At 44.9% G+C, this 24,773-nt stretch carries 21 protein-coding genes; 7 read left to right on the forward strand and 14 right to left on the reverse strand.

Annotated features, from left to right (window positions below; translation table 11 throughout):
• The first annotated feature begins 32 nt into the window (after positions 1 to 32).
• The 3 genes from JGK39_RS05665 (at position 33) to JGK39_RS05675 (ending at position 2,943) form a co-directional block, all read left to right on the forward strand.
• Complete coding sequence (locus tag JGK39_RS05665) at positions 33 to 359, forward strand: hypothetical protein (protein ID WP_293247642.1); 327 nt, start codon at positions 33 to 35, stop codon at positions 357 to 359.
• A gap of 280 nt (positions 360 to 639) precedes the next feature.
• A complete protein-coding gene (locus tag JGK39_RS05670) occupies positions 640 to 1,608 on the forward strand; it encodes a DUF362 domain-containing protein (protein WP_293247815.1) in 969 nt (322 codons plus the stop codon).
• Between the two features lie 393 nt (positions 1,609 to 2,001).
• Positions 2,002 to 2,943: a class I SAM-dependent methyltransferase gene (locus JGK39_RS05675; protein WP_293247639.1), complete on the forward strand. Its 942-nt coding sequence runs from the start codon at positions 2,002 to 2,004 to the stop codon at positions 2,941 to 2,943.
• Between the two features lie 463 nt (positions 2,944 to 3,406).
• Here JGK39_RS05675 and JGK39_RS05680 read toward each other — a convergent pair whose 3' ends face one another.
• On the reverse strand, positions 3,407 to 4,870 hold the full coding sequence (locus JGK39_RS05680; protein ID WP_293247636.1) for an Ig-like domain-containing protein: 1,464 nt from the start codon (positions 4,868 to 4,870) through the stop codon (positions 3,407 to 3,409).
• 275 nt (positions 4,871 to 5,145) lie between these two features.
• On the opposite strand from JGK39_RS05680, the gene JGK39_RS05685 reads away from it, so the two are divergent.
• A complete protein-coding gene (locus JGK39_RS05685) occupies positions 5,146 to 5,442 on the forward strand; it encodes a hypothetical protein (protein WP_293247633.1) in 297 nt (98 codons plus the stop codon).
• A gap of 289 nt (positions 5,443 to 5,731) precedes the next feature.
• Here JGK39_RS05685 and JGK39_RS05690 read toward each other — a convergent pair whose 3' ends face one another.
• The 12 genes from JGK39_RS05690 to JGK39_RS05745 form a co-directional block, all read right to left on the reverse strand.
• On the reverse strand, positions 5,732 to 6,574 hold the full coding sequence (locus tag JGK39_RS05690) for a WecB/TagA/CpsF family glycosyltransferase (protein WP_293247630.1): 843 nt from the start codon (positions 6,572 to 6,574) through the stop codon (positions 5,732 to 5,734).
• An 84-nt stretch (positions 6,575 to 6,658) separates the two neighbouring features.
• On the reverse strand, positions 6,659 to 7,732 hold the full coding sequence (locus JGK39_RS05695) for an NAD-dependent epimerase/dehydratase family protein (protein WP_293247627.1): 1,074 nt from the start codon (positions 7,730 to 7,732) through the stop codon (positions 6,659 to 6,661).
• Between the two features lie 58 nt (positions 7,733 to 7,790).
• Complete coding sequence (locus JGK39_RS05700) at positions 7,791 to 9,020, reverse strand: glycosyltransferase (RefSeq protein WP_293247624.1); 1,230 nt, start codon at positions 9,018 to 9,020, stop codon at positions 7,791 to 7,793.
• A gap of 139 nt (positions 9,021 to 9,159) precedes the next feature.
• Complete coding sequence (locus JGK39_RS05705) at positions 9,160 to 10,326, reverse strand: glycosyltransferase family 4 protein (protein ID WP_293247621.1); 1,167 nt, start codon at positions 10,324 to 10,326, stop codon at positions 9,160 to 9,162.
• A gap of 1 nt (position 10,327) precedes the next feature.
• Positions 10,328 to 11,209, reverse strand: coding sequence for a glycosyltransferase family 2 protein (locus tag JGK39_RS05710; protein WP_366048529.1), 882 nt, complete (start codon positions 11,207 to 11,209; stop codon positions 10,328 to 10,330).
• Between the two features lie 315 nt (positions 11,210 to 11,524).
• Complete coding sequence (locus JGK39_RS05715) at positions 11,525 to 12,775, reverse strand: glycosyltransferase family 4 protein (RefSeq protein WP_293247813.1); 1,251 nt, start codon at positions 12,773 to 12,775, stop codon at positions 11,525 to 11,527.
• Between the two features lie 173 nt (positions 12,776 to 12,948).
• Positions 12,949 to 13,875 carry a glycosyltransferase family 2 protein gene (locus tag JGK39_RS05720; protein WP_293247615.1) on the reverse strand — a complete coding sequence of 309 codons (927 nt, stop codon included), beginning with the start codon at positions 13,873 to 13,875 and terminating at the stop codon, positions 12,949 to 12,951.
• A gap of 18 nt (positions 13,876 to 13,893) precedes the next feature.
• Positions 13,894 to 14,955 carry a hypothetical protein gene (locus JGK39_RS05725; protein ID WP_293247612.1) on the reverse strand — a complete coding sequence of 354 codons (1,062 nt, stop codon included), beginning with the start codon at positions 14,953 to 14,955 and terminating at the stop codon, positions 13,894 to 13,896.
• A gap of 38 nt (positions 14,956 to 14,993) precedes the next feature.
• Positions 14,994 to 16,223 (reverse strand): hypothetical protein, encoded by a 1,230-nt coding sequence (locus JGK39_RS05730; RefSeq protein ID WP_293247609.1) that lies wholly within the window; start codon positions 16,221 to 16,223, stop codon positions 14,994 to 14,996.
• Positions 16,220 to 17,554 carry a flippase gene (locus JGK39_RS05735; RefSeq protein WP_293247606.1) on the reverse strand — a complete coding sequence of 445 codons (1,335 nt, stop codon included), beginning with the start codon at positions 17,552 to 17,554 and terminating at the stop codon, positions 16,220 to 16,222. The genes JGK39_RS05730 and JGK39_RS05735 overlap by 4 nt, the downstream gene beginning before the upstream one ends.
• 119 nt (positions 17,555 to 17,673) lie before the next feature.
• A complete protein-coding gene (locus JGK39_RS05740; RefSeq protein WP_293295625.1) occupies positions 17,674 to 19,092 on the reverse strand; it encodes an O-antigen ligase family protein in 1,419 nt (472 codons plus the stop codon).
• Positions 19,093 to 19,119: 27 nt separating this feature from the next.
• Complete coding sequence (locus JGK39_RS05745) at positions 19,120 to 19,344, reverse strand: hypothetical protein (protein WP_293247600.1); 225 nt, start codon at positions 19,342 to 19,344, stop codon at positions 19,120 to 19,122.
• Positions 19,345 to 19,403: 59 nt separating this feature from the next.
• Between JGK39_RS05745 and JGK39_RS05750 the strand changes: the two genes are divergently transcribed.
• From JGK39_RS05750 to JGK39_RS05760, 3 genes are all read left to right on the forward strand, one after another.
• Positions 19,404 to 20,882 carry a polysaccharide biosynthesis/export family protein gene (locus tag JGK39_RS05750; protein ID WP_293247597.1) on the forward strand — a complete coding sequence of 493 codons (1,479 nt, stop codon included), beginning with the start codon at positions 19,404 to 19,406 and terminating at the stop codon, positions 20,880 to 20,882.
• Positions 20,883 to 21,018: 136 nt separating this feature from the next.
• Positions 21,019 to 23,364 (forward strand): tyrosine-protein kinase family protein, encoded by a 2,346-nt coding sequence (locus tag JGK39_RS05755; protein ID WP_293247594.1) that lies wholly within the window; start codon positions 21,019 to 21,021, stop codon positions 23,362 to 23,364.
• A 320-nt stretch (positions 23,365 to 23,684) separates the two neighbouring features.
• On the forward strand, positions 23,685 to 24,050 hold the full coding sequence (locus tag JGK39_RS05760) for a response regulator (protein WP_039886668.1): 366 nt from the start codon (positions 23,685 to 23,687) through the stop codon (positions 24,048 to 24,050).
• 63 nt (positions 24,051 to 24,113) lie between these two features.
• Here JGK39_RS05760 and JGK39_RS05765 read toward each other — a convergent pair whose 3' ends face one another.
• Positions 24,114 to 24,611 (reverse strand): hypothetical protein, encoded by a 498-nt coding sequence (locus tag JGK39_RS05765; protein ID WP_293247591.1) that lies wholly within the window; start codon positions 24,609 to 24,611, stop codon positions 24,114 to 24,116.
• Positions 24,612 to 24,773 lie beyond the last annotated feature (162 nt).

Genomic DNA, 24,773 nt, shown 5'->3' on the forward strand with positions numbered 1-24,773 from the left:
TTTTCATAGCTAAAAATTGGGGAGCAATATTTATGCGCGCAGGTTCCTTTGGCAAAGTAACTCAAGATAAAGAGAACACAACTCAAGTGACATTTCATTATGTAGAAGGTCACACGGAAACCTTTACTGTTCCGATGCCTGCACAAGAATTTCAAGCAGAAGTGCTGAATTTGTTAAATCAACCTTGGTTGACTTTTCATTTAGTAGATCAAACCGTTTTTATCTGCACTGCCCGGTTGGTGAAAGTGGAAGTTAAACCTGCTATTCCGGAACTTCAAGGTCAAGGAATATTTCCTAACTCCCTGCGAGTTAGTACCATGCAGCGGGCTGCTTCTGGCAGATTGCCGATGTCTACTTAAACTTGGTTGATGGTAATTGATAGTAGGTAATAGCTGAGAAGTGGTAAGGTGCCCATTGCGCACCCTACTTATAAAAGTTGTGTGTAGCGGTAAGGTGCGCATTGCGCACCCTACCTATAGAAGTTGTCTGTAAGTCTCGGAATATATCCCCGTAATAGCTGAGAAGCTGTAAGGTGCGCATTGCGCACCCTACCTATGAAAGTTGTCTGTAAGTCTCGGAATATATCCCCAAGGCCCTGCGCAGGCCTGTTTGCCCATTACCCATTACCCCTTACCCATCATGTCTTCTGTTAGTTTAATTCGCGCTAATTCCTACGATCGCCAAAAGCTACAAAAATCCTTAGAAAACTTGCTCGCACCCTTGGGCGGAATGTCGGCTTTTGTCAAATCGGGCGATCGGGTTTTACTCAAACCCAACCTCCTCACAGGTGCTCGCCCTACCAAAGAATGCGTCACCCGCCCGGAATTGGTTTACTGCGTGGCGAAAATGGTCATCGAAGCAGGCGGAAAACCATTTTTAGGAGACAGTCCAGCTTTTGGTAGCGCCATGGGTGTCGCCAAAGCCAACGGTTATTTGCCACTGTTGGCAGAACTAAATTTGCCCGTAGTAGAGTTTCAAGGAAAACGCTACGAAACAGTCAGCCAAGATTTCAATCATCTCCGACTTTGCAAAGAAGCAATGGAAGCCGATGTCGTGATTAATCTGCCCAAACTCAAATCTCACGTTCAATTAACCGTCACAATGGGCGTCAAAAACTTGTTCGGCTGCGTACCCGGAAAAATGAAGGCTTGGTGGCACATGGAAGCCGGCAAAGATAGCGCCAGATTCGGTCAAATGCTGGTAGAAACGGCCCGGACAATTAACCCAAATTTGACGATTTTGGATGGCATTATCGGTCACGAAGGTAACGGGCCCAGCGGCGGCGAACCTAAGTTTTTAGGAATTTTGGGCGCCTCCAGTGATGTGTTTGCTTTGGATCGAACTTTAGTGGAAATTATTAATGTCGATCCAGCAATGGTTCCGACTGTAGCTGCGGCGATGAGATTGGGACTGTGCTCGAATTTGGAGGAACTCGATTTTCCACTGTTGCGCCCGGAAACTCTCAAGGTTTTCGATTGGAAATTGCCGGAAAATATGATGCCGATCGACTTTGGGATGCCTCGGGTGATTAAGTCAGTATTCAAGCACCTTTATATCCGGTTTATCAAAGAAAATAAGGGAATAAGTGTGTTGTTATCTGACAAGTGACAAAGCAAGTTTAAATAATCTGGACATTTTTGGGTAGTGGCCCAAACCCTCATTCTACCGTTGAAGTTTTAGCTTCTGAGAAAGCCCAAACCCTATCCTACACTGATTCCTGATGAAAAACTATCCAGAGTCTTGAATTTAAATGAGTTATCTTAAATAAGGTGTTAAGCTAACAACCATGCCCTAAAAATGTGTTTCTGAAGCCTGATAATTTTAGGGTACTCATCTACTGTGTATTGTGATACACAATATTCAACGACGATAATTGATTCCAGCATTTAAGCTCCAACTCCGCTGGTTATCAGTACATCTAGTATGTAAATAAGGAGAACTCCAATGCAAACTCAGAAGCCCTTAAGTCCTACTGTCGTTTCCCCTATATCGGGACAGAGTATGAAACCCTGGTTATTCATCCCGGGTGATTGGCGAAGACCTGCAAATAAAGAGTCATTTCAATTGTACTGGTGTCAAAAGTCACAACTTGGATGTCTTCATCCTCTACCAGATCTCGACCAAATTGACAGCTTCTACGACATCGACGATTACTATACCCATCATGCAGACTCTACCGACTCAGAATCTACCTCTTCTATTTCCTTCTTCGATAAATTGCGAACCCATCTAGCTTGGCGTTTCGATAAGGGAGTAGATGTCACCACTCAATGGTGGAAACAGCATTTCGGGACTTCTTCTTACTCGATCTTAGAAATCGGTTGCGCCAATGGCAAAATGCTGGAAGAATTCAAATTGGATGGTCACAAAGTCTGGGGAGTAGAACCCGACAGACAAGCTTTGCGTTTCGCCGAGGAACGAAATCTTGATGTATATTATGGCACTGCTGAATCTTTGCCCCCGGAAGTCACGTCGAGAAAGTACGACATGATTATTATGAACCACGTACTGGAACATACCATAAATCCTTTACTGGCACTCCGCAATGCCATGGAGTTGCTCGTGGAGGGCGGCAAATTGGTGATGGAAGTACCAAATAACTCGTGTATGGCGCTAAAAGAATCAGGGATTGCATGGCTCCATCTAGATGTGCCAAGGCATTTTTATTTCTTCACACCCGACAGTTTCCGCGCTATCTGCGAACAGGTTGGATTTGAGGTGGTTTCTACCGAGTTTAATGGCTACTATCGCCAATTTACTAACGGTTGGATCGATGATGAAAGAAAAATTTTGAACGTGTTCAATTCAATGCAATCTCCTGGGATGGTAAAGCCCAAAGAAAACAGTAAACTCCAAGCTTGGAAACTACTACTGAAAACATTTATGGCTCCCGACGACCAAAAATACGATTCAGTCAGAATTGTTGTACAAAAGCCACAGTAAGAGCGAAGGAAGGGAAATAAAGCTTTGAAAATTTCTTAGTACCTTGAGAATTTCAGGATCGAGGCTTCCCATTACCTAAAACAGGACTTACGCATGACGGATGAGTGCATCTCAACTTGGGCAATTACGTCTTTTTTGCCTTAGTGCTACTTTCGGCGCATCGCAAAGCTTCTATAAAGCGATCGCAAGCGATCGCCCACTATTCAAGCAAAGCTGAGATGCTCCCCTGACGCACCAGCTCTACATAGGGTGTGAAATTAGGAAAAATCCCGAGCAGGAATCCCCCCTATCCCTATCCCTAGGCATCTTGCGTAAGTCCTTTGACAGTTTACAGTTGATAGTTGACCTGGGACAGCTACCTCTACCTAGAAGGAAGAGGATTAGATTAATGAATCGTCTTCTTTTAATTTATCCCGAAAAAGCTTGGTGCTTTAAATCAATTCTTTTTGGTAAAAAATTTTGTTTAGGGCAGCCAGCGGGGGCGGAATCCTTTTACAGGCAATTCTTGAGGTAATGGAGAATTATTAGATGTCGGTGCGTTTTTTAAGTTTAAAAGTATGAGAGTTGAAGAGGCGATCGCACTTCCGCCCTCTGTTCTCAAATCTCCTGCGACTGGTTCTGATTTCTTCACAACTAGCCGATCTAATAGCAATTCTAAACCGTCGGGCGACAAACTCATTTTTGTCTCCACTTGGTCGGGCAAAACTAACAGCGCTTTTACTGCAAATGTGTGCAAATTAATGGCTTCGAGGGTGAGTTGCTCGGAAAACTCTTTCCCTGGCTTGCGCCTGGTTAACAAGCAGTAAAGCTGAGGATTTCTGGGGTCAAACTGACAGTTGAGGAATTCTCCGGCGGTGCGGATCAATTCTTTTTGCAATCCCTGATTTGTGACTAAAAAGATTGACTGCGTAAAATCGCTGTTGTACTTCAGCATTGCCGATTCTCTGCCGTCGGGAGTGAAGCTGAATACTCTCCGAAATGATGGTATGAACTCTAAAGGTTTGACGTTTGGTGTTAGGGATAAAATGGCGATGCCGTCTGCTTGGGGATTGGCGAAAGTTGCGCTGTCTGGGGCGATCGCAAATTCTCCAGCAGGACGACTCAACAACCGCTGCGGCACCGGCGAAGTGGACGATCGCACTACCCACAAACCAATGTCCTCTGCATTGCCCCTCTTTGCCCGCTGAATCGCGATCGCCTTGCCATCACCAGACAAATCAAATTTGAGATTTTCATAGTCTTGATTGCCTAAAATCTGCTGAATGCTGCCCGGTTTTTGAGCCGGATCGGAACTTCTGCCTGTAGTGACGGCATACAAGGATTGTTCGTACAAACCAGGCTGATATTTTGACCATTCGCTAGCAGAAAATAAAATGCGATCGCCCGCCGGGTAAATTCTATAATCTTTAACTACTAAATTTTCAGGAGTGAGGATGATTTTTTGTTGGCGGGTGAGATTGTAAAGAATTAACCGCCCTTTTTCTGCGGCTTCTGTGCCCGTGTAAACAAAAGCTCGATCGGGCGTGCTGAATTGACTGACAAACGGTGCGATCGCATTTCCTTGTTTGTCAGAACCTAGTTTTTCCCGCGCTTGTTGCAAAGAAATTGTATAAGTGCGATCGTACTGAGGAGGCGCGATCGAAGTATATACCAGCCGCCGCCCCGACCAACTAATTTTTCCCGGCAAAGGCGGCTCGACGTGCAGGTTTGCTTCAACGCTTGCACGATCCATCGGGCGGCTGAAAGTCAGGACAAAAGCCGTATCTCTCGCCCCTACTTGTTTGTTTTTCCAGCTAAAATCGCGCACTTTCGGTAAAGATCGATCGCCCTGAGCAAGCAAAAACCCGATCGCTAAACTCAGCAATACCATCAATGATAGAGCCGTGCGGTCGATCGGCTCGAATCTTGTTAATTTTCCCACAAACATACAACAGTCTGAATTTAGGCTAGACTTATACCATTTTAGATTTTATATTTTAGATTTTAGAATTGGCAATAACTGATTTCATAAAGAGTTGGAGCGCGGGCCTACAGTTCCCTTCTTTTTTTAACAGGTATTATTACTCAAATTGAAAGTCTGCCTGCGCGGACTTGCAATATAAACAAGCAATCTCAAATAACCCGTGAAATTTTATGCGAGCTCCTCAAATCTATCGATCGATCTGTTAAACTAAAATCCTGTTCCTCTACAGGAAAGTTATCGTGAACAAAAACCTACTGACTTTGCTCGGCTGCTCCGGTTCTTTAATCTTAACCCTCTTAGCAGTAAATCCCGCTAATGCTAGCACCCCTAATTCCCAAAATCGCAGCATCGATCCCAATGGCGAAATCGCAGTCAATCCAGGAACCAATCAAGACGAAAGCCAATCCTCGCTACCAGAAATAAATTCAGACAAAATAGGAAACCTCGCCGTCCTAACTTTAGGCTGCGACTGTAATGGCTGTCGAGTCCAAGTCCTCCAAATGATAGAACAAGGACGCCTGACACTTCCTCAGTAACGCAGACACTAATACCAATTTTAAAAAAGAATGCAACAGTATTCTTGTCCCCCCCGCAATACAGCGGGGGGGGCTAGGGGGGGTCGAAGAGTGTTGCACGATTTTAGAAAAATGGTATAATTTACACAAAACAAGCAAAACAGAAGTTACAGAAAACAACCCATTAATTCTCGATTTTAATCGTCACAAGTTTAAAGTCGCCAGTCAAAATAATTAATTATTATTTCTACTTTTGGCTTGTGGCTTTTTATTTGTGAACGCTAAAAATTTACCGCACAAGAGAGAAAATTCAACCATACAATACTTCTTCCACAGGCGGCGTAGCGTCTTTGGGGTCGAACTCTTTGAGTTTGAAAGCTTGCAGCAAAAACAGCCAGATATACAGCGGATTCAACAAAACATACCGCTGCCAGAGCCGTCGGGGTTCCTTCATCAACCTAAACAGCCATTCCAAACCTATCTTAGATAAAAGCTCAGGAGATTTAGCCAAATTTCCCGCATGAAAATCGTAGGCTGCACCTACAGCAATCAGCGGCATTGATATGTCATCCCGGTATTCGTAAGCCCAGACTTCTTGTCGCGGACAGCCCAAACCTACAAAAGTAATGGCTGCACCGCTGTTGCGGATTTGCTGGGCAATTTCCTTTTTCTCTTGGGGCGAGACGTGCCTAAATTTAGAAGGCTGAGTCCCAGCAATGATTAACTTGGGAAAACGCTCGCAGAGATTGCGAGATAAAGCCTCCAAAACAGAAGGTTTAGAGCCGTACAAATAGATAGATAATCCTTCTTCGGCCGCACGTTTGCAGATTTCTAACATCGCATTCGGCCCGCAAACGCGATCGGGCAATCCCGTATTGTAGAGCAAATTTAACGCCCATCTTACGGGTTGTCCATCCGGCAATACTAAGTCAATGTGATTGATCCGATAGCGGTGAGTGCTGTCAAGCACCCCAGTCATTACCCCGTGCACCGCTAGAGCCGAAACTGAAAGTGGTTTTCCGGCCCTGGCTGCCTCAATAATTTTGCTGACAGCCGCTTCATAATTCAGGGCATTTACTAATATGCCTAGTACATTCTTTTTCCCGAGATCGATCATAGAACACCTCTGTAAGCCAACAGCCGTTACAGTCATAAATCTCCTGTAGGATTTGTTTAACGTTGTATTCAATCTTTACCACAAATGCCAGCACATTCTTGCTGTTACTGCTCAATCCTTCTAACCCTGTTTCAGCCAGCGCTCGCGGTTACAGTCATAAATCTCCTGTAGGATTTGTTTGACGTTATATTTCATTTTCCAGTCAGGATAGTGGCTGGAAAATTTTGAATTGTCGCTAATCCACCAAATGTGATCGCCAATGCGATTACCTTCTGCATATGTCCAATTAAATTTGCGTTCCGCAATTGCCTCGCACATCTGGATGGCTTCTAACATCGAACAGTTGCTGTATCTGCCTCCTCCTGTATTATAAACCTGGGCACTTCTAGGAGCTTTATAAAATTCATAAAAAGCCGAAATTAAATCTGCACTGTGAATGTTATCGCGGACTTGCTTGCCCTTGTAGCCAAACACGGTGTAGGGAGTTCCTGTCGCGGCGCACTTCATTAAATAGGCTAAAAATCCGTGCAATTGAGCTCCAGAATGATTGGGTCCAGTCAGACAGCCACCCCGAAAACAAGCCGTATTCATATTAAAATAACGACCGTATTCTTGAACTAAAACATCAGCGGATACCTTGGAAGCACCAAACAAACTGTGCAGGCACTGGTCGATCGACATATCTTCGCGAATCCCGCCTTCGTAAGTGTGACCTGGTTCAATTTCCCACCTGTGTTCTAATTCAACTAAAGGCAATTTGTTGGGCGTATCGCCGTATACTTTGTTGGTAGAAGTAAAAATGAAAACGGCATTGGGACAGTACAAGCGAGTTACTTCTAAAAGATTGAGAGTACCGTTAGCGTTGACGGTAAAATCTATTTTAGGAGCGCGGGCGGCCCAATCGTGGCTGGGTTGGGCTGCTGTGTGAATTACTAACTCGATCGACTCGCCGTACCGCTGAAAGATATTGGTAATTGCTTCATAGTCGCGAATGTCCACATCTAAATGGTAATACTTTGTTCCCAGTGATTTTTCTAGTTGTTGGCGGTTCCAATTAGTAGAACCGTCAGCACCAAAAAAGAACTGGCGCATATTGTTGTCGATGCCCACGATGTCGAAACCTTGTTTGGCAAAGAATTTACAGGCCTCAGATCCAATTAAACCCGCCGCTCCAGTAATGATTGCAACGCTCACGCTTCACCGCCTAAAAAATATAGTTTTCTTTGTTTTGTGCGATCGCACAAATCAGAATTCATCCTGATTTACCCTGGAATACATTTTCGCACAATTCGGCAAAAAATTTACCTTTGAGCTCCCAATCATAGATTTCCCTGACGCGCTTTTGACCCGCTCGACCCAAGCGATCTCGCAATTCACGATCGCGCGCTAAACACACTATAGCTTCTGCTAGACCTTTCACCGCACTTTTCGGATCGGTTGCCTTGACTTTAATGCCAGTTTCAGCAGTCACTTGAGTAGCCGGGCCGCCCAAATCCAAACAAATCGTCGGACGACCAACTCCCATCATTTCAGTGCATACAAAACCCCCCGAGTCATGTAAACTCGGATGGAGAAGAACGTGAGACTCCGCCATTTTTGAAAGAGTTTCATTGCGCGGTAAAGCTCCCCAAAAATGTACTTTATTTGCGAGTCCCAATTCTGTTACCAAAGTTTCTAAACGCTGTCTTTCTGGGCCGTCTCCGACAATCCAATATTCGGATTGTTCCACCTTCGCCTCCGCAAATGCACGGAGTCCCAAGTGCATCCCTTTCCAGTGTAATAGACGACCGACACTAATAAATCTAATTGGTCGATCGGGCGGGGTTGGAAATTTTTCTAGTTCCTCAATTTCCTGCTGCGATAAACCGACTTGCGAGAAAATTTTCACATTTTTTGCTTTGAGAAATCGCAGTCGGGCGGCGGTTTCTTCGGTAGTTGCGAGCGCGATCGCACTGCGGCGCGCCGTCAGCCCCACAAACGGATCGCGTTCTCCTGCGCTCTGAGCCAATGCTCGCAGCGTTTCGTAAATTCTGCCCCGGCGGCTAAAATCTTGCCAAAAAGGCTTTGGTGCTGCTTCTGCACCCCCGACTGGCCCCCAAATAAAAGGATGCGGCAACAGCGCCAGGAAACTTGGTGACCAATGTTTAACATAAGTTACGTGGTGTACTATGTCAAAGCCGATCGAGCGATCGAGCTTTCGAGCGATAAAATAAGCCCAGATTTGCCACAAATAGTAGTGAAGTTGCAGCAATCCCTGTCTCCCCTTCCAATCTTCGCTCCACCCAAACGGATCGAAATAAACAAAGTGCAGGTTGGGCACGGGATTGCGTTCTAGTTCTGCTTCAATGTACGATCGACAAAACGTGCGAGTAAATACCCAACTTTCGTGATGTTTAGCAGATTGGATAACAGTATTCCATCCCACTCCCTCTTCAGATCCTAGATTTGGTTCGCAAGCAAAGGCAGATAATAGAATTTTCATCGGTAATGGGGAATTGGTAATTGGGCATCGGCCAAAGAGGGCATTGGGCATTGGGCATTGTAGATAGAATCGGGAAGTTATTGGTAATAAATAACCAATAACCAATAACCAATAACCAATAACTAATAACTAACAACTGTCAACCGTCAACTGACTTCATCAAAAAAGATGTAACCTCGACATAAGCTTTAGCTGCTGTTTCAGGATTTTTTTGAGAAATTAGCTGTCGCGAACACTCTCCCATCGATTCAATCAAATCAGGACGATCGATAAAAATTCGCATTTTTTCCGACAACTCCTCAGCATTGCTCGGATCGAAAATATAACCATTTTTCCCTTCCACAACTAACTCGCAGGAAGCAGCACCGTTAGAACACAATATCGGTTTTCCAAACACCATCGCTTCCGGTACAACCATTCCCCAAACATCCTCAAAAGTCGGAAATACAAAAATATCAGCTTGCTGAAAATAAGCTCCCAAACTTTGATAATCAACCCATCCGACCCAATTTACTTGCTCCGGGAAATCTTGCTCTTTAACAAAAGCTTCCAACTCATCCTGCTGGTCGCCCTTACCAACAATTAATAAAGTATAATCAGAATATCCTTGCTTTTTGAGGATCGCACAAGCTTCTAACAGCGTCTTAATTCCTTTTCGAGCTGTAATCCGTCCCACATATAAAAAAACTGGCTGTTTGACATCTAAATTTAGGGGCTTGGTTGTGGCCAAAGGTTTCAGCAGCGTTTCGGGATCGGGAACTAAATAAGTCCTCGTAAAAACTTGCTCTTGGGGTGCATGGAGAACTTCCACCAAATATTTTTTCCCGGCTTGGCTGTTAGAAACAAAAGCATCGGCAAACTTAGCTAAAATGCGTCTGGCGAATGTCCGAAAACTCGAATCTCGAAAATCGGTGTTTGGAGAACTACCGTCATAAATAATTGCAACTCGCCATTGACAAAAAGGCTTGAGCAGAATTACCAAGACAGTCCACAAAGAAAAAGCTTGAGGAAAAACTACTTGTGGCCTAAATTTGAGCAAGTGACCGATGATGCTAGGCGACACTGCGATGAAACCGCGATCGTATCCTGTTTCTATCTTTTCTGTCTCGACAAATTTAGTCTCCCCTACCAACTTAATTGCTGATGCTCCCGGTAGCGTCGGATCGAACCCTGACCAAACTCGACCAGTATAAAACACAGTATTTTTATATACTTTTGTAAATTCTCTCAATACAGGCTGCCAATAGGCGCCCAATTCTACTTCTGGAACCAGCCAAGCGACGCGCAAATCATCTGAATCGACCATGCTATTCACCTTGGGTTTTGTTTTTAGTGAATCCCAGCTTGCTCAAAACTGAAAACCAAACTAGCCTTCTGTAAGGTAGCAACCAATACACTGGCCAGAACAAACCACCGTGACGCCGAGCAAAAACTTTCCACTCTTCCCAGGGCTGAAGGGTAGCATCTTTAAAAGCTAAACCCTTGGGTTGGTTCATTTTTTCCAAGCCCTCACTCATGTTTGTCGCCGCTATTGTTGTTGACTGCGGATTGGGAGAACAGGTTCCTTGATAGCCTGGAGCTATCCAAACTGTACAGCCTTTTTGTCGGGCACGCAGGCCGTATTCCCAATCTGATAGATAATGAATAAAGGCTGGATCGAGATTGCCAACCAGTTCAACCACGCTGCGGGGAATTAACACGCAGTTACCATTCATGCTGTCACAAGGCTGAGCTGCTTTTGTAGGTTTGAGGAAGCGAAATTTAAAGGGAAGCAATGGGGTAATTTTGACTATGCCGCCGTAAGTAAAATCACCGGTTTCTGGATCGCGAGTAGAGCCGGCAACGATCGCCTTTTTTTCTCCTTTTTTAATTAGCTCGCTACTGGTTGTCAGCAGGTCGTTGAAAGCTTCTGGTTCGAGTACGGTGTCGTCGTTGAGCCAGACATAGTAGTCTGGATCGTCTTTCATGGCTTCGGTGAAAGCAACCCGCATTCCTCCATTCCAAAATAAGTTACCATCTCCCGAAAAAATCTTGACTTGAGGGTATGTTTGCTGTACTGCTTCGGCTGTGCCATCAGTGCTGCCGTCATCTACCAGATAAGCATTGAGTGCAATTTCACTTGTTAATTTTTGGTTAAACAGCGACTCTAGAGTGGCCAAAGTCTTTAACTTGCGGTTATGGCAAGTCATCAGGACTGCTATGCTTATCTGCTCCATCTATATCAAATATTGGACTGTTTGTGCAAAATTGGTATAAAACTGTCCTCGGGCGATCGACAATGCCGATCGCAGGCGAGTCCTATTCAATTATTAACTTAATCTGTCGCAAGTATCAAGATATTTAGTCGATCGTTTATTTTTTGATTTGCCAGCTTTGCCCCGACGATAATTGCCTGAGGGGGTGATTGTAGCAATCAACACGTCGGCTGTCCGAAAATATACTAATAAACACCGAAAAATCGGCATTATAAATACCCTACAAGTTTTACATTTAATCAGTTTTACTTACTTAGGAGTTTGGCAAACTTCTTGATAAAGATTTTGATACTCGCGAGCTTGCACTTCTAAGGTAAACTTGGCTTCAACTTTCTCTCGTGCTAGGCGACAAAGCTTTTGATGCCGCTCAGAATCTTCTAGCACCCAAGCAATCCCTCGCGCTAAATCCTCGGTATCATAGGGTTGGGCTAAATAACCATTGTACTGGCGATCGACAATATCCTTTAATCCCGTCACATCAAAGGCCACCACCGGCGTACCGCAAGCCATGGCTTCCGATGCCGTCTGCCCAAAAGCTTCGTACCGCGACGGGACAACCATCACATCCGCCGCTGCATAAACCTGTGACAAAGTAGTATCATCCAACCTGCCTAAATAATGAGTTTTGAAACCAACATCGATCGGGCTTTCAGGCTCAGAACACCCAAAAACCAACAGTTCAATCTTATCTTGCCAACCCGACTGACTGAGGCTTTGCAAAGCCGGAACCAGCAACGGAAACCCCTTCCAGCGATCGCCCGTACCCTGCATAGCCCCAAACAACACCAACTGTTTATCTTGAGGCAAATTCAAACTATCCCTCACCTGCGGGCGGTTCAGCGGCTTGTAGAGTTCAGCATCAAGGCCGTTAGCAATTACCTTAACTGGATATTTTCCCAACAAAGAACTAGATTTCGCGCATTCAGCCAACCAATGACTCGGAGTTACCAAAGTCAGATCCAAATTTTGCCAAGCTTCAGCTTTGCGCTGCCAAATCCAACGAGAAATATCAGCATCCTTAGTGCTGTGAAGTTGCGGACAAGCACCGCAAGCATCTAGATAGCGATCGCAACTTTCACTGTAGTGACACCCACCCGTAAACGCCCACATATCGTGCAGCGTCCAAACCACCGGTTTATTAAACTTAGCCAAGGTTTCAATCTGCATATAACCTTCACAAACCCAGTGCAAATTGATCGCATCAGGGTTGATTTTCGCAACTTCCGATGCCAGGGAATCAGGAACCCATTGCGGCGAAAAAATTACCTCACCTAGTTTGGGATAAACTTTTAACGGCAATCTATTTAATTTAGCTCGGAAACTCTTAAACTTTTCTCCTAATTTTGTCGGGATTAACCCCACACTTTCATCATTACTAGACTTGTAATTAACCAACATTTGGGAATTTACCCCCACACTCTGCAATCCCTGGTGCAGGCGATAAGTTGCCCTCGCCGCACCACCTTTAAGATCGTAATTACTCACCAGCAAAACTTTCATCAAAACATCCTCATTATCAAATCCCTCCGTTTGCACCCCAATTATTCATCTGTCCTCTTCTCTTCCTCTGCGCCCTCTGCGCCCTCTGCGGTTAAATCCTTCATAAAAATCCCAAACCAAATACCCAAATCCCCAACTCATTCAAAAAGTAGGATATCTAAAAAACAGCATTTTTACTTTTTCAAGAATTCTTTAATTTTGCGCTGAACTTTCTTGACCAATTTAGGATCGTAATCATATAAACTCTCTTGAGTGAAGCGATCCGCTTGGGCGTCCCGAATCACAAACGGAGGATGTTTTAGAGGAAAGGCGATCGGTTCAACAGACATATTGTTGTAGGGACTATTGATATCATCCGTGTGAGTCCCCCCCGTTCCGTGTCCGATATTTGCAGCTAAATTGACATTAGACAAAATATTCAAACCATTTTGAATAAAACTCGCAAATGTCCACTGAAAATCCCAAGTATCAATAGCTTTGTCGTAACACAACTGACAAGTTTTAGTCCAGATTTTTGCAGCATGAGCATCTTCAAATACATCCATCAAAAAATTGCCATCTCGAACCGACGGCCACAGCTTCATATCTATATCGTAGTGTCGCCAAGCACGCCTCCAACTCGCCCAACTCCAGCAATGAGTGTACCGAGAAAAGTAGTAGCTACAATCAGTTCGCTGCTTCCCAAACTGCACGTTTTGACCAGATATCGACATAATTCGTTCGTCGTATCGGTAGCGTTCTAGCAACTCTTCGGCAAAGTAGAAAAATGTACGATCGGGCAAACAATCATCCTCAATAATAATCGCCTCTTCCACCGTATCAAACACCCAATCTAGCCCGCTAGAAACTCGCTGGCGACAGCCCAAATTAGTCTCAGCATAATTCTGCAAAACTTCGCATTCCCAATCCACCTGCTCAATAATCGCGCGAGCCGCAGCGCATTGCCTGTCTTCTCCCGGCTTGTCCGGCCGCGGCCCGTCAGCAACTACTAACAATTTTGACGGCTTGACTTTGCGAATTTCTGCGAATACTCTCTGAGTTTCTTCAGGACGTTTGAAAATAATAAATGCGACGGGGGTTTTTAACGGTAGATCGAACATTTACACAACTCCACTCTGCTAATTGCTGACAACACTTGTGACTTTCGACAATCTCCTTTTTAGGCCAGAAATTTTATTGTCAAATACATCCAAAACAATCTTAGGAATATTGCGTTTTGGTATTCCTACATAACCCGCAACATATTTAGTAAACTGCTCTCCTAGAGGCACATTCCAAAAATCTGATTGGGGATTAGCCACTTGGCTAAACAGTCGCTTAATTCCGTAGCCTTTTTCGGCTGGCAAATGCCACACATCCATTTTGAAATCAGCCTCAGTTGCCGTACAAAGTATCGGCGATGTCCACACTCGATTAAAGTAAGCATTGCCGCTGCTGCGAGCATATCCCAGCTTGTTGTAAATGTAGGTGAGCATCTGCTCTTCTGTATTTAATTTGGTCTTTCCTTCGGCAAATCTTTGCAAGCAAGTTTTCCAGATCGAGTCTACTTCGTCGGACAGTATTTTAATGTGTTTGCCACTTCCTACGATAAATTCTGCACCAAAATACTTGGGAGGCTCATCTACTTTATAGCCTAATTCCTCATAAATATTCTGCATTTCTAGCCTGGTTAAACCGCTGATTTTTTTGTCTTCCGGTTCGTACAAATCGTAGGTTGCCAAACCTTGTTTTTCAATATCGGCAATTATGCGATCGGCGGAGTTTACCCACACGCAGTCAGAGTCTAAAGCGATACAGCGATCGTTTAACTCTGAATTATTTTTCAAATATTGAATAATGTCAAACTTAAAAAACGTACTTCTGAAGGCGGGGTAGTATTCCATTGGTGGCTGATAGGTAAATGGAATCTGGACAACTTTAACTCCGATTTTCTTGAAAAACTCAACGGTGTTAAAGCTTTCAATATTTGGAATGCGATCGGCATTTGTAAATAAGATATGCTGAGCTTCCGGGTTATTTCTAACACTAGAAGCAAAATATACCACCGCACATCGCCAGTAAACTAATTGAAATTTTTCCGAAGAAGATTTAGCATCCGATCCTTGGGGATATTTACTTTCCTGACCTTCTTCATCGCAGCACATTCCAGTAACTATGTAAACAGAACCGCTGTCATTCATGGTGTATATCTCCTGTTATATTTAAAGTTTGGAGTCAATTAAAGCCGTGAAGCGAAGCTATCCCGTTCCCCGAAGGGTAGGGAATCGCCCGTCATGTGAAAATAGAAATCGGAGCGCTTGATAATCATTTCAGAACCAATATGTGCTAAGTTTTTCAAGCTAGTCGCCAGCGGCAGATAGCGATAGCGAAACGAAGACAGTCTGGGGTCTATTTCTTGATATAAAATATCTTGAGCAAAATTGCCCCACCTTTCATCGATCATATCGATCGTCATACCAGCGTGTCCCGAAGGCAGCAACATATTGGAACCGTGAATCCCAATCACCAAGCGACTCTCTGAATAAACTTGACACATTTGCCTCTCAGTTTTTTCATCGAACTTATCCACTCTGAAATCTTCTACCCACTCTGGAAAGCTAGTGTTTTTGCCTAAACCTGCAACTGCAAACTTAGCTTGCGGGAGCAACTTTCGCATTTTCGCAAACAACCTCCGCACTTTCCAATTTTGAATACTTAAAGGAATTTGCAGCAAGTTGAGTTTTCGGAAAATTTTGACAAGCAAATGCCGGCACCACAGCCGATCTTCCCGCCAAACAAAAGTAATTTTGTATTCTTCTTTGTCAAAATCGTGTTTGGGAACCCCTGTAAATTTACTAATATCAAATTGACTGGGGTGAGAATAGGCTTCACTGATGTAAACTTCATCGAAACGTTCTAACTGTTTGTTGACAAAATCGCCAAAACAGGGATAGTAACATTGACCATTTTTCAGAGATATAGGTACTGTCCATACTTCTGCCACTCCTTCGGGAACCATCCACCTCATAAATTTTTGGACAATGACAATCAAACCAAGTTCTGGGTGAGATTCTAAATGCCTCTGTGCGTTGAGCAACTTTAAAAGGCTGTGTCCGTAAAGATAATCAATGCAGTTTAATACGATCGCCCGATCGCAAGATTTGAATATTTCTTGAGAAATTTCCAGGTGTTCGTTTTGAGGATTTTGCAGAGATTTGAGCAAGGGTTTTGCTAAAAATTCTTCCGCATAGTTGTCATCACTAAAAGTTGTTCCTTCAGCTAAGTTAATGCTGTAAGCAGTTTTAGCCGCGTGGCCAATTCTCAACTCGTCAATGATTTCGCCGCCTGCGGGAGACTCAGACACAACACAGATGCGGGAACCTTGCCACAATACTTTGACAGGTTTGAGTAGTTGCCCAGAAGAGGGACAGTGCGATCGGTGTTGCAGCTTGGGTTTAATTTCAATCATTTGATCAATCCTATCAGCCTGGATGCAGCCTTGTATAAATTCAGCGAATTCATAATTAAGTTACCAAAAGGTTTCAGTTCTTTAATCAAAAAATTGACTAAAATAATTATATAGAAATAAGTGATTAAAGTTGCCGCAGTTGCTCCAAAAGCTCCATATTTAGGAATTAGTAGATAGTTCAATACTATATTAAAAAATGATCCAATAAATGTCAAGTAAAGACCGTATCGCAGTTGACCTTCTAAGGCAAAATAGGTATTTCTAGCGATGCCGAAGTTACTGCCAAATTGAGCCCAAACGTAGATTGACAACACCCGGGCTGACTCTGTATATTGAGCGCCGTAGAGAGTTTGGACTATGAAAGGAGCTAGCAGAGAGATTGGTAATGCCACTCCCAACCACAAAAATAACATGGCATCTGAGTAAATCTGAAAGTTTTTTAAGTATTCGCCATAATTTTTTTCTCTTAACTGTGCGAGTTTCGGGAAAATAGAAGAAGCGACGATCACAGGCAAAAAATCACAGATTTCTGATAGTTTGACTGCAACTGCATAATATCCTAACTCAGTTTTACTTATAGAACCGAGCATGATTTGATCGATTTTGGAGTAAATAAAAACCGCCAAGCCCGACAGCACCAGCGGCCAACTTTCGTGAAGCAGTTCTTTGCCTCGCTGCCAACTGACTCGCCACAGCTTTAAATCATTTCCCTTGCTTTGATAGACAATGGCGATCGCCAATCCGGCTAATGCTACCTCTCCCAACCTGATCCAAGCAAAAGCAATCAGTGGTGCTTTGAGTTGAATTAATCCGATTCTGAGTCCTGCAACCAGTAATGATACGCAATTTTTAGCTACAACTGTATATTTAGATTGAACTTGAGATTGAAACCAAAAATTTATTGTTTCAAAGGACTGAAAAATCGTGCCGGCGGCGATAATCCCTACCAGCCAACGAGTTAAGCTGTCATTGGGATTCTGTATTGAAATCACTGTGACAGTGAGCAGTAAAGTGATGATTCCGCCTGCTAATTGTATGGCAAAAGCAGTCCCTAGAGTCTCTTCTTTGCAGTCGGGATTGCGAGCAATGTCTCGCACTACCAGAGTACCCAATCCCATTGTTGCCACCGAGGAAAACAGCGAAACAAAGGCGATCGCATAATTGATTAAGCCAAATTGTTCCGGGCCCAGATATCGTGCTACCCACACTCCCACCAGCAAACCCAGAGCCATCTGCAAAATTTGGTCTGTCAACAGCCAAGCCAGGTTGCCGAGTACCTGGCGGAGGCCGGGGCCGAGCTTTTGACTGACCGCATTTAGCTTATCTAACATCAGAAAGTTTTCAGTCCTTGTCAGAAATAAATATACTTTTCGAACGCTGGGGAATTAATCAAAAACCAGGCTCATTAATTTAGTATATCATAGTCCGAGCAATTTTTAACTTCTGCAAGTTAATCATGATTCAATCTGGATGCAGAGCGCGGCACCAAATCGCCTCCGTAAATGCGGCGGTTGCTGGATGGAGATTTGCTACTATCGATACTGAGTCTAACTGTTATTAACACGTAGGCAAGCCACACATCCCCAATATCACCTATAGAACCTTCAGTTAGGTTGTTCAAAATAATAAAAACTAAGTAAATAATCGGTATCCCCGCTTCAGATAGCGGGCTGCGGCTCAGTTGGCGGACGGCAAAAATCAGATTTGTAAACACAGAAATTAAGATTAGGGCCAGTCCTGGATAGCCGAAAGAGAGTAAGACTGCTATAGAGCCATTATGAGCAGTTTTAGGTTGAAATCCACTCGTAGTATATATATAATAAGCTGGGGTTTCCTTGCCTATTAATTGTTGTTGAAAAAATCCATCAAATCCATAGCCAAACCAAGGGCGCTGGTTGGCTGCCGCAATTAATTGCGGCCAGAACTCCGTGCGTCCTGTCAAAGTCAAATCTTTTCCTAAACCTCCAACAACAATGGATTCCAAATTATCCATTATAAAAACGCTACCTATGATACCGAAAACCGTAAATCCGACAAGAGAAGTAAATGCCCATTGAAATTTTAACTTGCTCAAAAAGCTTAAAGATGATACTACAACTATGAGCATCAAACTATTAACTAGAGAACCCCCAGAGCTAGTAGTTCTAACCAAATAAAAGGAGAAAAACATGAATGCCAGAGCTATCCAGCGTTCTTTCTGAGTTTTAGCACCTTGGGAATAGTGCAGGTACCAAAGTGCTGTACTTACTACCATCATGCTGCCCAGAGAATTTTTGTGACTGGTAATTCCTGACAATTCCCGTGTCACATTCGGGTAGCGCAAAAAACTAACTATACCGACGGAGGTATAGCCCCATCGCACTAAGGCTGATAGTTCGTGCCACTCATATCGCGCACCTATATAAAAAGCCACAATAGTAAAACCTGTAAATGCCATCCCTGCTTTCAGCGTAATATCAGGAACTAGCGACCAAAGTGTCGATGTTATTGGTAGCCAACAATATAGCGAAAACCCCGGATTTCTCAGTACCACACATAACAATCCTTCGACAAGTTTGTGTTTACAAAAGTCAATAAACTTTCCACATAAAATAAAGATAATCCACGGATAAAATACATAAGGAAGCTGCTTAATTGCCCCACCCTCAGGGTCAGTGATATTGATAAAGTGCATATAATTAAAAGGAGGTACATTAACATGAGTAGACATGAAAATGTACAGAACGGCAAACCACTTTTCTAAAGTAATACCAATTTGTTTTTTGCTGGCAATCTGAAATATCAACAGAGTGATCGCCAAGCCACTGACACCCAATATCATCAGCAACAAATTATTGCTGAGAATTAGTTCCTTAATCATTCTCGCCATAAATATCTACCCTCTCTGAGAAAAATATCAATTTAGCAGCGGGCTAATTCCACCAAAATAACAATAAACGGAGGCATTTGTCGCCGGCGATCTTTCTATATAAGCTGCTGCCGATCTAAATTGTTGGTTGGTTGCGTAGAAGCAGAGGGGTTGGGGAATACCGAGTTTTTTTATTCTGCCTTCTAGATAAGTGCCGGGAGGGGGAGGGGCAGAAAATTGGATGATTTTTTTCTTTGTATCTGCGATCGACATTGCTTTTCAACGATCGGCGATTAAACTGGTGAATGATCCTGAAATAAAATAAGTAGTCTGTGGCTAACACTGATTTTTCCAAACAAGTAAACCCGCCAGTCTTGAGTTTGACCTTGTGGACGATCGCCTGCGCGAGTATTTCCCTCGGGTTCCCGCTTGGTGCAACAGCGCAACTACCATTGCGTCCTGGCGCAGTTACAACACCTGTCGGCCTTAGAAGATCGCCCCAAAGCTACAAACTCGGGGGTGGCGATCGCATCCAAGTAGAAATACTCGAAGTACCAGAGCTCACCCGTGGCTACGAAGTCCTCTCAGACGGTTCCGTCAACCTCCCGCTGATCGGTCTGATCTCGATCCGCGGCCGTACCTTAGCGGAAGCCACCACCATCATCCGCAACGCCTACCGCCGCATCCTCAAAGATCCGATAGTTACAGTCAGCCTCGTCGCCGCCCGCCCCCTCAACGTCGGCGTCATCGGAGAAGTCACCAGGCCCGGAAACTTCACGATCGCCCTCACTCCAGGCCCGGGGGTCGCGCCTAGCGTGCAGTACCCAACCGTCACCCAAGCCCTCAGACTCGCAGAAGGCGTCACTGGCGTCGCCGACATCCGCAACATCCGCGTCCGCCGTCCCCAACCCGACGGCCCCGACCAAGTGCTCAACGTCAACCTGTGGAAATTCTTGCAAGAAGGAGACATCTCTCAAGATATCATTTTGCAAGACAGAGACACGATTGTGATCCCTACCGTCGCGAACTTCAACCAAGCAGAGGCGCGCCAATTTGCGATCGCCAACTTTTCGCCGCCGCCCGAAAAACCTCGATCGATCTCCATCGTCGGCCAAGTCACCCGCCCCGGCGCTTACGTAGTCATCGGCGGCAACACCAACAGCGACCTCAGCCGAGAAGGATTTCCCACCGTCATCCGCGCCATTCAGCTTGCCGGCGGAATTACCACCGAAGCCGACATCCGCCAAATCCAAGTACGCCGCGTCACCAGAAGAGGCGAACAAATCATTCCAGTCAACCTGTGGCAATTCCTAGAGTCCGGCGACGGCGCCCAAGATACCATCCTGCAACAGGGAGACACGATCGTCGTTCCCAAAGCAACTATCGTCAACCCCGCAGAAGCTGGCGTGCTGGCTAGCACTAACTTTGCTCCCTCCGGAATTAACGTTTATGTAGTAGGAGAAGTCAGGACATCTCTCGATCCGTTGAGGCTGCCACCTAATGCCACCCTCAATCAAGCTTTAGTTTCCAGAGGATTTTTTGGCTACGAGAATACCAGAGCTAGAAGGAATAAAATTGAGCTAGTCCGGCTCAATCAGGACGGTACTGCTACTAAACGGACGATCGAAGTCGATTTAACTCAAGGCATTAACGAAGAAGTCAATCCTCAACTTCGCAACAACGACATGATTATCGTATCCCGCAGCGGTCTCGTCAACTTCATAGACCGCATGAACGCTGTAGTCGGGCCTGTCGGGCCAGCTACCGGAGTGTTAAATTTTATAAACGTTCTCCGAAGTTTATTCAGGTAAGAACGTTGCTGGTGAGGTGGATAATTCGTGCCAAAGGCTAGAATAAATTAAACAATAGAATTTCTGGCGTCGCGGCGTGGCAGCTTCAAAAATATCAACATCACAAATATAAACCTCAAAAATACCCAGGCTGAATATGGATAGCAGACAAGATTACCAACCCTTCACACCCAAATCTAATGGCAAACTGCCCGACTTCTCGGCTCAGAACTACAGAGATAGGTTCGTCGAGGAGACAGAGGAAGAAAAGCTAGACTTGTCCTGGCTGTTAGGAGTCCTGCGCCGCCGTATCCTGGTGATGGCAGCAGCCACAATTGCTTTGAGCGCCCTTGCAGGAACTGCGATCGTCACCGCTTCTAAACGGATAACGCTGGAGTATGAAGGCTCATTTTCCCTGTTAGTAGAACCAGCCACCGCTGAAGGTTTGCTATCCAAACAATTAGACAATACCGTCGCTGCCGACTTAGCAAAAATTAATATAGAAGGAATTAGTTTAGTAGACTACGAAACCCAAATTAGGATTTTGCGTAGCCCCAAAATGATGCAGCCAGTGCTTCAAGATTTGCGAGCTTGGAATCCCAACCTAACCTACAGCGAGCTGATGACAAAACTGTCCATCAGCCGCGTCAGCTACGGAAGAGATGGCAAACAGCAAGGGACAAAAATTTTAGAAGTTCGCTACAAAGATTCAGACCCAAATAAAATTTACGGCGTATTGGATAAGGTTTCTAAAGCTTATCTAGAATATAGCTTGCAGCAGCGGCTGACGGGCATCAATCAAGGCATTAAATTTATAGATATGGAGATGCCCAAGCTCCGAGAAAGAGTCGAAGTTCTGCAACTGCAAGTCCAAAGACTGCGGCAGAATAGCAACTTGTTCGATCCGCAGCTAGAGGGAAAATCTCTGTCAGAACAAGTTCAAAGCATTCGGGGACAGCAAGTAGGACTCCAGGTGCAGTTAAAAGGGATGCGAAATCTCTACCAAAGCTATCAAAATTTACTGGATCAAAATAACCCCATTGGCGTATTGATGACCCAAGGACAAGCTTACGGCGGACTGTTATCTCAAATCCAGAAAATAGACTCAGAATTGTCGCTGAAATTAGCTCAGTATAGAGATGACAGTTTGCCTGTTTTAGCACTGCGAAAAAGTCGGGAAGAACTGGTTTTGACAGCGACTCAACAAGCAAAAGAAGTGGTGATGGGAAATTTGGCCAGCCAAATCAAAGAAATTGAGGCGCGCGATCGCGAAATGACTGCTTTGCAAAAGGCTCTCTACCAAAAAATTAGAAATTTTTCAGTGACAACGAGACAATACGACAATTTAGTACGGGAACAACAAGTTGTTACTAAGAGTTTGTCGGACTTTTTGGCAAAACGGGAAGCCTTGCGGATTGATGCAGCTCAGCAGCAAATACCCTGGGTGCTAATCAATCCTCCGGAAATTCCGCTAGACAAATTCAACAGGCCGATCCCCGCTACAATCAAACAAACCAAAAAACAGTTAGCGTTGGCAGTAATTTTAAGCGGTCTGCTGGGTATAGCAGTCGGCTTGCTCGTAGAGGTGCTAAATACTGTTTTCCACACTCCTGAAGCACTGAGAATAGCCACAAAATTGCCGGTGATCGGGGTGATTCCGTTTAGCAAAAAAGTCAAGCGCCGACCGCCCGCGAGACCGAGGAAACTAACTTCGGCTCGCTCGCCGTCGAAGTCGCAAGTGCAAGTTCTCGAACCCATCGACGCTGAACCTAATCCTCCCACGCTCATCGGGGGACAAAGTATTTTCAGGGAGTTGGACTATCAATTTTTAGAAGCATTTCGATCGCTCTACACGAACATTCACTTGCTCAGTGCAGGTACGGCAATTCGATCGCTCTTAGTGAGCTCCGCCGTGGCTGGAGACGGCAAATCTACAGTAGCTTTGCACCTGGCCGCGATCGCAGCAGCAGTCGGACAGCGAGTATTGTTAGTAGATGCAGATTTGCGCTGCCCGCAACTGCATACTAAGCTAGGACTGCCGAACGTGCGCGGGCTCGCCGATGCCATTTCCACAGATCTCAGCCTCAACGACGCGATTCAGCGAGCCCTGAATCAAGACAATTTGTTCGTACTCACCGCAGGACAAATTCCCCCGGATCCGATCAAGCTGCTTTCTTCCAAAAAAATGCAGTATCTGATGGAGCAGTTTCAAGCATTTTTTGACTTAGTGATTTATGACACCCCACCGCTAGCCGGCTTGGCAGACGCCCACTTGATCGCAGCTCACACCGACGCTACGATTATGGTCGTGCAAATTGCCAAAACAGACCGAGCGCAAGTTCGCAAAGTTTTAGAAGAATTAAAAATTTCTGGAGCTTCGGTTTTGGGAATCGTGGCTAACGGCTGCAAAAACGATCCTAACAGCTACCGGCAGCGCTCGGTCGGCTTAGACACCCTCTACGACCAGAAACTATCGGCTTTAGGTACAAAAAATCAAAATTAGACAAATTTAGATCCAAGCGGCGCCGTGCCGCTCTCCTCGACCCGAAACGCACAACCAAGCTGCACCGTATTTTTTTGACAAACGTACCATTTGAGAAAGAAAATGATAGACTAACGGACATAGCCTCCTGTGTCAACCGAAATTACGCGGATATTTGGTTCGCGGTAATTCTTTAAAAAATGATTGGGAAATCAGCAAAAGTGGGTAAACTACATCTAGCAGAGCGCAATCTCAATCAGGAAAAGACACCTTTGAAGGTGAACGTTAATGCAAACGTTAATGTGAACGTTTCAACCCAGAAACTTGGTAGGGATTATTCTATGAGTACAGTTATGGTTGTTGACGATAGCGTCACTCTGCGGGAGATGATCGCCGACTTGCTCAAAGGTAGGGGGCTCAACGTCACGGTAGCCAGTGATGGCGTAGAAGCTCTAGAGCAAATCAAAGCCAACCGCCCGGATTTAGTCGTTCTGGATATCGTGATGCCCCGGATGAACGGCTACGAAGTCTGTCGCCGGCTCAAGAGCGACCCCAAAACTCAGAATTTGCCGGTGGTAATGTGTTCGAGCAAAAGCGAAGAGTTCGATCGCTACTGGGGAATGAAACAAGGAGCCGACGCTTACATCGCCAAGCCATTTCACCCTCAGGAATTGGTGGGTACGATTAAGCAACTGCTGCGCGGTTGAAGTAGAGGAAGAGGGACAGAAAAAATGTCTTGAAAGCTTCTAATTTCTGCTCCCGCAGCCTCTCTAAACTACTCGGTTGACAATAGTCCAAACATCCCCGTCCGATCGCACGTAGGGCACAGAAATACTCTTAAAACCAGTGATAAAAGGCTTGTAATAAACCTGCCAGTAGCTGGGGCTAATTTGGTCGGCAATGGCTTTAAGTTCCTTCACTTCTGCCGCCAATTGAGCCGCCAGTTCGTTAATCCGTTCCGCGTGTCCGCGAGCGAGCTCTCTTCCCTCTTCAACTTGCTCCTCCATCGGGCTCCTTCTTTGCAAGTTTACTGATAGCTGCTGTTTCTGATTCAGTTGAGCTGACAGAGCTGCGATCGCATCATCTATTCCCTTGACTTCTGCCGACACTTGTGCTGTTTCCCTCGCGTGACGGCGGTAAGCATCGGCAATGGCTTGGGGCGAATCACCGACGGGGGCGGCAGCGCCAATGCTGAGCTGCTGGCGTTCGCGGCGCAAGGCCTCAATTTGAGAGCAAATTGCCTCTATGTCTGTCTGAAGTTTGTCCACTTAATTACCGCGTGGTTTTTGGATATCTTAGCATATTAACACAAATTAATCAGTCGATATTATAGGTTTGTAGTCAGGACTTTAGTCCTCTTATTTTGATGCGGACTAAAGTCCTCACTACCAACCAATTTTATTGAGGTTTGTAGTCAGGACTTTAGTCCT

Origin of the sequence: Microcoleus sp. PH2017_12_PCY_D_A, assembly GCF_020738565.1 — a bacterium.
In the GTDB taxonomy this organism is placed as follows: domain Bacteria; phylum Cyanobacteriota; class Cyanobacteriia; order Cyanobacteriales; family Microcoleaceae; genus Microcoleus.